Raw genomic sequence first — 12,033 nt, 5'->3', positions numbered from 1 at the left:
GATTATAACGCGTTGGCTTCGGCTAACTGTAAAGCAAAATAAGTGAAAATAAGATCAGCCCCTGCGCGTTTGATAGACCCGAGTGTTTCAAGAGCTACACGCGTTTCATCAATTGCACCTGCTTGAGCAGCAAACTTAATTTGCGCATATTCGCCACTGACTTGATAAGCCCCGATAGGTAATTGGGTATGCTCACGTAAATCACGAATAATATCCAAATAAGCCCCAGCAGGTTTAATCATTAGCGCGTCAGCACCTTCACGTTCATCAATTAGTGATTCATGTAGTGCTTCACGGCGGTTCATTGGGTTCATCTGATAGGTTTTTCTATCCCCTTTAAGGCATGAACCCGCTGCATCTCGGAATGGGCCATACAGTGCTGAGGCAAATTTTGTGGAGTAAGACATAATGGCGGTGTCTGTAAAACCAGCTTCATCAAGTGCATGGCGAATTGCAGCAACTTGGCCATCCATTGCGGCAGAAGGGGCGATAAAATCAGCACCTGCGCGTGCAGCAGCAACAGCTTGTAGACCTAGGTTATGGATAGTTGCATCGTTATCAACGACATGGCCATGCATGACACCACAGTGACCGTGAGAGGTATATTCGCAGAAGCAGGTGTCAGACATCACTATCATTTCAGGGACGGTTTCTTTGCAGATACGTGACATACGTGCCACTAAACCATTTTCTTGCCATGCATCACTACCATTATCATCAAGATGATGGGAAACCCCAAAGGTCATCACTGATTTTATTCCTGCATTTGCAATTCGCTCAATTTCATAAGCAAGACGTTTCTCTGGAATACGCATAACACCCGGCATGCTATTGATTGGCATATAGTCGTCGAGTTCTTCTTCAACAAAAATTGGCAAGCAAAGGTCATTAACGGAAAGATGTGTTTCTTGGAATAAAGTGCGGAGTTTTTCAGTTTTACGCAATCTTCTCATGCGTTGAATGGAATGCAGGTTGTTCACAGTATCTCCTGGTAGTATGCGGAATAAACCTTAAGAACCCAGTTTATTCATCAGGGTAATCAGATGGCTAACAGTATAAACCTTATGGAAAGAAAGTGAATATAGTAGCCAATAAATGACACACTTCGAGAGGTTATAATGCAATAGGGGAAAATAAAGGGAAGAGCAGAGCACTCTTCCTTTGGTGAGATCACTGGTGCTTAAATAGCATGTGTCCCATTTTTTCTGCTTTAACGTCAAGATAATGTTCGTTACTTGGATTACGGCCGACAATCAGTGGTACACGCTCTACAACGTTGATTCCTGCTTCACGCATGATGTCGATTTTTTTCGGGTTATTCGTCAATAAACGGACTTCGTTAATCCCCAATAATTTATACATATCAGAGCATAAGGTAAAATCACGTTCATCGGCTTTAAATCCGAGTTTGATGTTGGCTTCAACTGTATCGAGGCCTTGATCTTGTAATGCATAAGCGCGAATTTTGTTCAGTAAGCCAATGTTTCGGCCTTCTTGACGATGATAAAGTAATACTCCTCGGCCTTCTTTACTAATCTGGGAAAGTGCGGCTTCTAATTGAAAACCACAATCGCAGCGTAGACTAAATAATGCATCTCCGGTTAAACATTCGGAGTGGATCCGGCTGAGAACTGGTGTATTTCCTGATATATCGCCAAAAATTAACGCTACATGATCACGACCTGTTGCGATTTCTTCAAAACCCACCATTAAAAATTCACCGAAAGGTGTCGGGAGCTTTGCTTCAGCAACGCGTTTTAGCTGCATATTTTCTTTCATTAGTTAAAGTAACTCTTGCTTAATTAATAACGTTTATCGATACAAAGTAGCTTAACTATATTACATCGATGCTATATGACGTTTAGCATATAGAGGTTGGTATTCTTTGCACACTGCCAACACTGTATTACTATAACAGAGTTAATAATGCGTGAATGGAATATTTGTATATTTAATAGAACTTTATTTGGAATACATTGAATGAAAAAAACTGTTTTGGTCGTTTGTGCTTTTGCATTGTTATTAATAATACCGCCCACGTTGATGATGATTACAGGCTGGCACTGGTCACCAGAAAACCAGTTTCACTCAATAAAATGGCTGCTTTGGCTAACGAACACGGCAGGAGCGCCTTATAGTATTTTAACGTCTTTACTATTCCTTGGCGCTGTCGCATTGGTTTTCCGTTCAAAAAAGAAACAATGCCTGAAGATTTTGCTTATTCTTATTAGTGTTGTATTACTGCAACAAGGCTTAAAAAGCGCATTAAAGAACACATTTAAAGAACCGCGTCCTTATGTAGAATGGCTAGCAAGCGAATATCAAATTCCTACATCAGATTTTTATGAGTTAAAACGCAGTATACGAGCGAAACTAATTAAAGATACCGTTAAACAAGATGAGAATGTGCCTAAATGGCAGCGTAAGCATTGGCAAGCAGAAACAGGCTATTCTTTCCCCTCGGGTCATATGCTATTTGCAGCGGGCTGGGCATTGTTTTTAATTGCGCTTTTTTGGCAACAACGTTTATATGCGTTATCGATAGGGCTTGCTATTTGGGCTGAGGGTATTGCCTTTAGCCGTATGTTGTTGGGCATGCATTGGCCTATTGATATCATTACTTCCGTGGTCATCAGTGCTTGTTTTACGGTATTTGGTTATTATATTTTGCGTTTATGGGGGCTATTGAGTAAAGCCGATTAATCTTTCATCAAGTTCCCCCTAATTAGGGGGTTTTTAACTTTAATTTCCTATTGTATAAAATAAATTACTTTGTCTGAATGCGTTGGAAATGCTACCTTAAGAGGTAGATATTATTGGATGAATAGAACTGATAACGGGAATAAATGTGAAATATTTTCTGATTTTATTACTAGCGGTCGCTTTTTTTATTATTTCGATTACGCTAGGTTCAAGCAATGATCAGGTTATTACATTTAACTACCTGATTGCAAAAGGGGATTTCTCATTATCAACCCTTCTTGCATCACTTTTTGGTGTCGGTTTTGTGCTAGGGTGGCTAATTTGTGCTGTGTTTTATTTACGAGTCATTGTTAGCCTAAAAAACGCACGTCGTAAAATTAGACGTTTAGAATCACAATTAGGTGCTGGAGAAAATAATATTTCCGATTCAACCTCATTAGTGACGGCTCAGAACAAGGAATAATCCTGTATGTTCGAGTTGCTGTTTCTGCTGCTACCAGTTGCTGCTGCTTACGGTTGGTACATGGGGCGCAGAAGTGCTCAACAAGATAAGCAACAACATGCGAATCGCTTGTCACGTGATTATGTGACAGGCGTTAACTTCCTATTGTCTAATCAACAAGATAAAGCTGTCGATTTGTTCCTCGACATGCTAAAAAATGAAGACAGTTCCGCTTTTGAGGCTCATCTCACTTTGGGAAATTTATTTCGCTCTCGAGGTGAAGTTGAACGTGCCATTCGTATTCACCAATCGCTGGTAGAAAGCGCCGCTTTATCATTTGAACAACGCTTATTAGCAACCCAACAACTTGGCCGAGATTATATGGCTGCAGGGGTTTATGACCGTGCAGAAAATATGTTTCAGCAATTAACGGATGAAGTTGATTTCAAACAAAGTGCTTTGCAATCCCTATTAAATATTTACCAACTAACCAGTGACTGGACTAAAGCCATTGAAACGGCTGGAAAGCTGGTTAAATTAGGGGCCTCAGAGCTACGAGAGCAAATTGCCCATTTTTATTGCGAATTAGCGACCCAACAACTTGCGAGTGATGATCTCGAAGATGCACTGACATTGTTAAATAAAGCTGAGCAAGCCGACAACCACTGTGCTCGGGTTTCAATTATGAAAGGGCGATTGTTTATCGAACAAGGTAATTACGATAAAGCGATTCATGTTCTAAAACAAGTTTATGAACAAGATAGAGAACTAGTTACTGAAACCCTACCATTACTGTTTGATTGTTATCAACATATAAGCCAAGCGGATGAATGGGAAGATTATTTACGTCAGTGTGTTGCAGGTAATTCAGGGGCTATCGCAGAACTTTATTTAGCTGATATTATTGTTGAAAAACAAAATCATGAAGCGGCTGCAAATTATATTAACGACCAAATTCAACGTCACCCGACCATGCGTTTATTCTATCGTTTAATGGACTACCATCTTGAAGAAGCGGAAGATGGAAGGGCAAAAGAAAGTTTGATTTTGCTTCGTAAAATGGTAGGAGAACAAATTCGTACAAAACCCGATTATCGTTGTCATAAATGTGGGTTTACATCGCATGCATTATATTGGCATTGCCCATCTTGTCGCTCTTGGGACACAATTAAGCCTATTCGCGGGCTAGACGGGCAGTGACAGCGTCACCTTATTAAATAATAACGACTCTTTAAAGGCTAAGAAATGATTTCCTCAACTGAGAACCACACACATTCGCCAATTATTGTGGCACTTGATTATGAAGATGCTAATGAGGCTTTGGCTTTTGTGGATCGCATTGACCCACGTGATTGTCGCTTAAAAGTAGGCAAAGAAATGTTTACTTTTAATGGTCCTCAATTTGTTAAGTCACTCCATGAACGTGGTTTCGATATTTTCTTAGATTTGAAATTCCATGATATTCCAAATACGGTGGCTCGTGCCGTTGCGGCTGCGGCTGAAATGGGGGTTTGGATGGTTAATGTTCACGCTGGTGGAGGCGCTCGTATGATGGAAGCCGCGCGTCAATCACTTGAACATTATGGTAAAGATGCACCATTACTTACCGCAGTAACCGTATTAACGAGTATGGATGAGTCTGATCTTATCGGTGTTGGGATTAACGCTTCACCAGCAGATCATGCAGAGCGTTTGGCCTTATTAACGAAGCAATGTGGGTTAGACGGTGTTGTTTGCTCAGCCCATGAAGCACAACGCTTAAAACAGCTATGTGGTGCTGATTTCAAATTAGTTACCCCAGGTATCCGCCCTACGGGAAGTGAGGTTGGGGATCAACGTCGTATCATGACACCACAAGATGCAGTGAAAGCGGGTGTCGATTATATGGTGATTGGGCGCCCGATTACACGTAGTGAAAACCCAACAGGGACATTGCAACAAATCAATCAATCTATTGAAGGTTTGCTATGAGTGATTCTAATAGTCGTCTTGTTTACAGTACAGAAACAGGGCGTATTGCTGAAGATAAACCCAAAGTTGAAAGACCTAAAGGCGATGGTATTGCGCGAATTCGCCGTGAGACTTCAGGCCGTAAAGGGAAAGGGGTTTGCGTTATTACAGGTCTTGACCTTGACGATAATGAATTGGCTAAATTGGCCGCTGACCTTAAAAAGAAATGTGGCTGTGGCGGTGCAGTCAAAGATGGTAACGTTGAAATTCAAGGTGATAAACGCGATGTTATTAAACAGTACCTTGAGGCGAAAGGGTTTCACGTTAAGTTAGCTGGTGGCTGATTAACGTAAGGTTTTTTATCGTGAGTGGCTATTAGAAAGCCACTCATTTTATAAATATTGAAATGATTAGATTTCGGCTAATTCAGTAAACAGGGCTGGATTACGCTTAATCGCGATGAGTATTTTAGCCGCTAACCCTGTTGGGTTTCGTCGTTTAAGCTCCCAACTTTTAATGGTATCGATACTCGTACCTAGTGCGTGAGCTAATTCGCTTTGTGATACATTCAGTTGTTCTCGAATTGCTTTGACGTCAGTTATTTCGTAACGTGTGATATTGGCAGCTTTTTGCTGGCCTTTTTTAATTTCAACAGCTTCTTCTAAAGAGGCTTTTAATTCGTTGAATATACTCATTTTACACCTCATTTTTTAGTAATTTCGTTAGTTTCTTTAATTCTGCTTTTTCTAAGTCACTTAGCGTGTCTTTGACATTTTTTGGGTAAGCCATTATAAAATAAATAATTTCTGCTGTAGCTAGGAAATAAATAACGCGTACACTTGCACTTTTCCCTTTATTACCCGTTGCCATCCTAATTTTACGTAGCCCACCTGTGCCTTGGATGATATCGCCTTTATCTGGCCATGCGATAAGTTCATTTTGTAATATCCTAAGTTCTTCTTGTGTCGCTATAGATTGGATTTGTTTAGTAAAAAAGCTCGTTTCAATAAATTCAATTGCGTGGCTCACAGGGTTCCCTCCCTTTGTGTTATTTGTAAGTGTACTTTGTACACTTTTTGTCGTCAATAGTTTAATCGATTATCGGATATTAAAATAGCGTTCATGATGAACGCTATTTTAGACTAAGGAGAGGTCGTAAAGGAGATAGTGGTCTTTATTTACCAACTTGGTGGCCAATAATTCCACCGATAGCCGCACCACCAACAGTTCCTATAGAGCTTCCACCTGTCAATACAGCACCACCAACAGCCCCTACACCAGCGCCGATCGCGGTGTTTTTATCGCGTTTAGACATATTTGAGCAGGCACTGACACTGATAGCGACAGTGGCTATTACCGCAAATGATAAAATACGTTTGTTTACTATGTTCATTTTATTGACCCTTAGTGCAGATTTAACAGTTAATAAAATATCACGATAGGTAAATTTACGAATAAGAATAATCAGGAAAAAATATCGGAAAACGCATACAGTTTAACGTTTAACCGAATTTGAGGTTGAAAAACAATAAATAGAGGAATAAAAGACCATAGGAATCAAAAGCTATGGTCTTTTAAGTGTAGCATAAACGTTGTTACTCGGCGGGTCTAGCGACGATATTGCGTGTTTCCATACGTACTTCGCTAATGGTGACATTGATAATATCATTAAGCTGGTAAGCAACTTCACCTTTCACAAGAACATTACCTGTTTCTTGGCTACATTGAATTTCATCACGAACGCTATGAATAAAGGGAGCCGGAACAAATGCGACAGCACCATTGTCGACTAAACGGACTCGTACTCCACCACGGGTAATATCAATAATTTCAGCCGGGAATTTTGTATCTGTACCTTCAAAAGGTTTTAAGTAACGAGAGTAGAGCCAATCACCAACATCGCGTTCAGCCATACGGTTTGCACGGCGACGTTCCGCTAGTTTGATTGATAATTCTTCAGAGGGTTTATCTGTTGAAGGTTTACCCGCAATAATAGATTTGATTAAGCGGTGATTGACGATATCGGTGTATTTACGAATTGGTGAAGTCCAAGTCGCATAAGCTGCAAACCCTAAACCAAAATGTGGTCCGGGATCCGCTTTGACTTCTGCGAAAGTTTGATAACGACGAATACGGCTATCAAGGAATTGTGTCGGCTGAGCATCTAATTGACGACGTAGTTGACGGAAACCTTCTAGTGTTAATAGCGATTCTGCCGTGGTTTCAATGCCATTGTCTTTTAGTGTTTGAACAACTTGGTCAATTTGCAGTGGTTCAAACCCCATATGTACATTAAATACGCCAAATCCTAACTTTTCTTTTAGTACTGCTGCGGCACAAAGGTTAGAAGTAATCATCGCTTCTTCAACGATGCGATTAGAACTGCGGCGACGCTCGGTCACGATATCTATCACATTTCCGCTATCATCTAATATAAAGCGGTAATCAGGGCGATCTTTGAACACGAGTGCATTGTTTTCACGCCATTGCAAACGCCTGTCAGCCATTTCTTTAAGCAGTAAAATTTGCTGTTTATCAATATCATTCTCAGGCTGCCAACTACCTGTATTTTCAAGCCAATCGGAGACTTCGTCATAAACTAATTTAGATTTTGATTCAACCCAAGCACTGAAAAATTCAATGTGATCATCAATACGTCCATCTTCTTTGATTAGCGCAATACAGACTAAAGCAGGGCGACGCTCATTTGGGCGCAAAGAGCATAGGTCGTCTGACAACTTGCGCGGTAACATTGGAATATTAAAACCGGGCAAATAGTTGGTATATCCACGGGCTAAAGCCAGTTTATCCAGCTCGCTTCCTTCAGGGATATAGCTTGTTGGGTCAGCAATAGCGATATATAGCTTTAAGTCACCGTTATCGATTCTTTCGACATAGAGTGCGTCATCCATATCTTCAGTGCTAGCACTGTCAATCGTCGTAAAGTGTAAGTGAGTTAAATCAATGCGTTCAATGCCTTGGTCATCTCGCTCGCTATCAACCATTTGAGGTTCATCACGGTCTAATTGGTGACGGCGTAACGTTACCCACCATGGTGCAAAATGGTCATCACCATCGGTGATAAACTCAGTAATTTCAGCGTAGAAGGTTTTATCACCTTTTAATGGGTGGCGACGCATTTGTGCAACCACCCAATCATCTTGCTTAAATTCATGAGTAATGCCATTGACTGGACGGCAAGAAATCATGTCTTTAAGTAAGGGATGGTCAGGGATCACAAATAAGCGGTTATCATTTTCTTTTTTCTGTATTTTCCCAACAAACCTTTCTAAGAAAGGTTCCACCAGTTCTTCTGGTTCTGCGAATTCACGGTCTTTATCTGTATGAACAGCGGCGATAACACGGTCACCGTGCATGACTTTTTTCATTTGAGGCGGTGGAATAAAATAACTTTTTTGGCCATCAACTTCGAGAAAGCCAAAACCTTTTTCTGTGCTTTTCACCAGCCCTTCGACGCGTGGAGTCTGGGCATGTAATGTTTGTTTAAGTTGCGCGAGCAGTGGGTTGTCTTGGAACATACTTACCGTTTTATTGATATTGGGTTTGGCTCTATTGTTACGTAAGACAAAGTCTTAGAGCAAGGAAAAAATGCGTTACTGACTAGATTCTTCATTAAAAATATCGATTATCTGTAACCTATAAAATTAGTATCGTGGTTAATCTTCTGGATAAATTTTTTCTTTAAATTCGCATAAATCTTCGATAATACAAGAGCCACAGCGGGGTTTGCGGGCAATACAAGTATAACGGCCATGCAAAATAAACCAATGGTGGCAATCGACTTTAAACTCTGGCGGTACAACTTTAAGGAGTTTTTCTTCAACTTCAACGACATTCTTGCCTGGGGCAAAATTAGTGCGGTTACAGACACGAAAAATGTGCGTGTCAACAGCGATAGTCGGCCAACCAAATGCGGTATTAAGAACCACATTTGCCGTCTTGCGACCGACACCCGGCAAAGCCTCTAAGGCCTCTCGGTTTTCAGGAACTTGGCTGTTGTGTTTTTCAATTAAAATTTGGCAGGTTTTATAGACACTTTCAGCCTTGGTATTAAATAAGCCAATGGTTTTAATGTATTCTTTTATCCCATCAACACCGAGCGCCATAATAGTTTCAGGCGTATTAGCAACTGGGTAGAGCTTTGCTGTCGCCTTATTGACGCTCACATCAGTCGCTTGAGCTGATAATAAAACGGCGATTAACAGCTCAAAGGGGGAGTTAAATTCTAACTCCGTTGTAGGGTGTGGGTTGTTATCCCGTAGACGAGTTAGAATTTCAATGCGTTTTGATTTATTCATTGCTCACAAAATATCACTGTTAAGAAATATGGCTGCCGCAACCTTGCTGTTTTTCATATTCACGTTCTGGTTGGACACCAGATTGTCGTGCGGCTCTTTTTTTCATTTTTTCATCAATTAAATACTTCGCAGCTAAAAGTAGCGCGAGGCCAATAAAGGCACCTGGTGGTAGCATAGCGAGTAAAAATGGCGAATCAAGGTGTAACACTTCAATACGAAGGGAGGTGGCCCAAGAACCGAGTAACAAATCAGCACCATCAAATAAGGTCCCATTCCCTAAAATTTCACGAATTGAACCTAAGACAAGCAAGGTTGCCGTAGCGCCTAAACCCATAGCAAATCCATCAAGGGCGGACAACCCAACAGGATTACGAGAAGCATAGGCTTCTGCGCGCCCAATAACAATGCAGTTGGTGACGATGAGTGGGATAAAGATCCCAAGAGATTCATATAAACCAAATGCATATGCATTGATTAACATTTGTACAGCGCTGACAACAGACGCAATAATCATCACATAGATAGGGATTCGAATTTCCGAAGGAACCCATCTGCGTAAAGCAGAAACGGTAACATTAGTACAAACTAAGACTAATGTTGTCGCTAAGCCTAGTCCTAAGGCGTTTGTTGCTGTCGATGAAACAGCAAGAAGAGGGCAAAGCCCCAATAATTGAACTAATGCAGAGTTATTTTTCCACAAACCTTGCATTAATAAGTCTTTAGATGAATCGCTCATTATTCGTCCCCACAGAGTGGATAATTCGATAATTGTTGTGGAATTTGTTGCATAAATACCGCGGTACGTTTAGTCGCATTGACGACCGCTCTAGGTGTAATTGTTGCGCCAGTAAATTGATCAAATTCACCTCCATCTTTTTTAACGGCCCATTTAGGGTCATTTTCAGAAGTTATTTTTTTACCACTAAAATAGGTGATCCAATCAGATATTCGTGTCTCAATTTTGTCCCCAAGCCCGGGGGTTTCATGATGTTCTGTTACGCGAGTACCCAGTACGGTGCCGTGAAAATCAGCTCCAACTAATAAATGTATAGCCCCAGAGTAGCCATCTAGTGCGGTTGTTTCTAATGCAGCTGCAACGGGTTCACCATTTTTACGGGCGAGATATAAACGCCTAGGTTGTTTGCTGCCAAGTATGGCCTCATTAGAGACTAAATAACACTCTTTTGCGAGGTCGTTGTCATATAAATCATTTGGTATCACTTGGTCGAGTAGTTTTTTTTGAACAATAGCCGCTTGCTCAGCAATAGTTCCTTTCGTTAACGTGTACACCGTAGCACTAAGCGCAGTCGTACCTGCTGCAAAGATGGCTAACGTTACCCCATGGCGTCTCATCGTGTTCAACATACGGTTATCCTTACTTATGTCCATGACCGTACGCACGAGGCTGCGTATAGTAATCAATTAATGGGACGGTAATATTGGCGAGCAACACGGCAAATGCAACAGCGTCAGGGTAACCACCGTATACACGGATCACCCAAACAAGGAAACCGATAATCACACCAAAAATAATCCGGCCCTTAGGCGTAGTCGATGCAGTGACAGGGTCTGTAGCAATAAAAAATGCCCCTAGCATAGTCGCGCCAGACAACAGATGAACCCATGGTGAGGCATGCTGGCTATCATCAATCAAGTAACTAACAACAGTTAAGACCGCCAATGTGCCTAAGAATGACACCGGAATATGCCAGCTAATAATTCGGCGCTGTAATAAGAACAAACCACCGATTAAATAGCCAATATTTACCCATTGCCAACCAATACCCGCTAAGGAACCTTGTAAAATAGGTTGCTGTAAAACTTCAGAAATAGAGTGAGTCAGTAACCCCGTTTTAAAACTATCAAGCGGGGTTGCTTGGCTCATACCATCAATGCCTGTACGTAATTGCTCGAGGGTAATACCTGTTGGCGTATGACCACTGAAAATAATGGATAGGCTATCAAGTGCTGAAATCGACATATTCTGTAATTCATATGGGGGGAGCCAGTTTGTCATATGAACAGGGAATGATATTAGCAAGACAACATAACCCACCATTGCAGGGTTAAATGGGTTTTGTCCCAAACCGCCATAGCATTGCTTAGCAATTGTTATGGCAAAAAATGTCCCTAATACGATCATCCACCACGGTGAGAGCGGAGGTAGGCTGATGGCTAATAATAGCGCGGTCACAATGGCGGAATTATCTTTTAGTACAGGAACCACAGGTTGTTGGCGTAAACGAATAGAAACTGCTTCTGTGATAAGGGCAGTTAGCACTGCTAAAATAATTTGGTATAAGGTACCAACGCCAAAAAAATAAACTTGAGCAACAATACCCGGTATTGCCGCTAAAAGTACCCAAAACATGACTAAACTGGTGCTTTGTTTGTTATGAGTAAATGGCGCGCTAGCAATTTTTAAACGGCGATTTTTCGCATCAATTGGCCTAAATTTCATCTCGTTATCACTTACTCTGTAGTCGTCTGTTCATGTTGTTTTTGTGCTTGCTTAGCTTTTACTCGCGCGATCGCTGCGGCAACGGCAATTTTTCGAGGATCGGTTTCCTCTTCAATAGGTTGTTCAGCTGCTGGGGTGAGCTCCTCTTGTGCAAGTTG

The 12,033-nt window shown here is 41.2% G+C and carries 15 protein-coding genes; 5 read left to right on the top strand and 10 right to left on the bottom strand.

Going from position 1 to position 12,033, the window contains the following annotated elements; translation table 11 throughout:
- Positions 1–2 precede the first annotated feature (2 nt).
- Positions 3–980: a porphobilinogen synthase gene (gene hemB, locus PSF42_RS11765; RefSeq protein WP_110731948.1), complete on the bottom strand. Its 978-nt coding sequence runs from the start codon at positions 978–980 to the stop codon at positions 3–5.
- 190 nt (positions 981–1,170) lie between these two features.
- Positions 1,171–1,767, bottom strand: a complete 597-nt coding sequence (gene ribA, locus PSF42_RS11760) for a GTP cyclohydrolase II (RefSeq protein ID WP_102138729.1) — start codon at positions 1,765–1,767, stop codon at positions 1,171–1,173.
- A 213-nt stretch (positions 1,768–1,980) separates the two neighbouring features.
- Between ribA and PSF42_RS11755 the strand changes: the two genes are divergently transcribed.
- From PSF42_RS11755 to yciH, 5 genes are all read left to right on the top strand, one after another.
- On the top strand, positions 1,981–2,703 hold the full coding sequence (locus PSF42_RS11755; protein WP_125893155.1) for a phosphatase PAP2 family protein: 723 nt from the start codon (positions 1,981–1,983) through the stop codon (positions 2,701–2,703).
- A gap of 145 nt (positions 2,704–2,848) precedes the next feature.
- Entirely contained in the window at positions 2,849–3,166 is a 318-nt protein-coding gene (locus PSF42_RS11750; RefSeq protein WP_125893157.1) for a LapA family protein, read from the top strand.
- Between the two features lie 6 nt (positions 3,167–3,172).
- Positions 3,173–4,345, top strand: coding sequence for a lipopolysaccharide assembly protein LapB (lapB, locus tag PSF42_RS11745; RefSeq protein ID WP_125893159.1), 1,173 nt, complete (start codon positions 3,173–3,175; stop codon positions 4,343–4,345).
- A gap of 45 nt (positions 4,346–4,390) precedes the next feature.
- Positions 4,391–5,116: an orotidine-5'-phosphate decarboxylase gene (gene pyrF / locus PSF42_RS11740; RefSeq protein ID WP_125893161.1), complete on the top strand. Its 726-nt coding sequence runs from the start codon at positions 4,391–4,393 to the stop codon at positions 5,114–5,116.
- The gene (gene yciH / locus PSF42_RS11735; RefSeq protein WP_213912692.1) at positions 5,113–5,439 is read left to right on the top strand and encodes a stress response translation initiation inhibitor YciH; all 327 of its coding nucleotides are present in this window, start codon (positions 5,113–5,115) and stop codon (positions 5,437–5,439) included. The genes pyrF and yciH overlap by 4 nt, the downstream gene beginning before the upstream one ends.
- A gap of 66 nt (positions 5,440–5,505) precedes the next feature.
- Here the strand turns inward: yciH and nadS are convergent, their stop codons facing one another.
- The 8 genes from nadS to rsxD all read right to left on the bottom strand — a co-directional run bounded on the left by nadS (position 5,506) and on the right by rsxD (position 11,875).
- On the bottom strand, positions 5,506–5,790 hold the full coding sequence (gene nadS, locus PSF42_RS11730) for a NadS family protein (protein ID WP_125893165.1): 285 nt from the start codon (positions 5,788–5,790) through the stop codon (positions 5,506–5,508).
- A gap of 1 nt (position 5,791) precedes the next feature.
- The gene (locus PSF42_RS11725) at positions 5,792–6,124 is read right to left on the bottom strand and encodes a type II toxin-antitoxin system RelE/ParE family toxin (RefSeq protein ID WP_102138728.1); all 333 of its coding nucleotides are present in this window, start codon (positions 6,122–6,124) and stop codon (positions 5,792–5,794) included.
- 145 nt (positions 6,125–6,269) lie between these two features.
- A complete protein-coding gene (gene osmB / locus PSF42_RS11720) occupies positions 6,270–6,488 on the bottom strand; it encodes an osmotically-inducible lipoprotein OsmB (RefSeq protein ID WP_213912693.1) in 219 nt (72 codons plus the stop codon).
- 202 nt (positions 6,489–6,690) lie between these two features.
- Positions 6,691–8,634 carry an exoribonuclease II gene (locus PSF42_RS11715; protein WP_125893169.1) on the bottom strand — a complete coding sequence of 648 codons (1,944 nt, stop codon included), beginning with the start codon at positions 8,632–8,634 and terminating at the stop codon, positions 6,691–6,693.
- A 138-nt stretch (positions 8,635–8,772) separates the two neighbouring features.
- Positions 8,773–9,414: an endonuclease III gene (nth, locus tag PSF42_RS11710; RefSeq protein ID WP_125893171.1), complete on the bottom strand. Its 642-nt coding sequence runs from the start codon at positions 9,412–9,414 to the stop codon at positions 8,773–8,775.
- Between the two features lie 19 nt (positions 9,415–9,433).
- The gene (locus tag PSF42_RS11705; RefSeq protein WP_125893173.1) at positions 9,434–10,150 is read right to left on the bottom strand and encodes an electron transport complex subunit E; all 717 of its coding nucleotides are present in this window, start codon (positions 10,148–10,150) and stop codon (positions 9,434–9,436) included.
- Entirely contained in the window at positions 10,150–10,779 is a 630-nt protein-coding gene (gene rsxG / locus PSF42_RS11700; protein WP_125893175.1) for an electron transport complex subunit RsxG, read from the bottom strand. Before rsxG ends, PSF42_RS11705 begins: the two co-directional genes overlap by 1 nt.
- Positions 10,780–10,789: 10 nt before the next feature.
- Complete coding sequence (rsxD, locus tag PSF42_RS11695) at positions 10,790–11,875, bottom strand: electron transport complex subunit RsxD (protein ID WP_125893177.1); 1,086 nt, start codon at positions 11,873–11,875, stop codon at positions 10,790–10,792.
- Positions 11,876–12,033: the final 158 nt, after the last annotated feature.

The sequence above is a fragment of the Providencia sp. PROV032 genome (genome assembly GCF_028484875.1).
Lineage (GTDB): Bacteria > Pseudomonadota > Gammaproteobacteria > Enterobacterales > Enterobacteriaceae > Providencia > Providencia rettgeri_E.
This window is presented reverse-complemented; position numbering and strand designations above follow the sequence as displayed.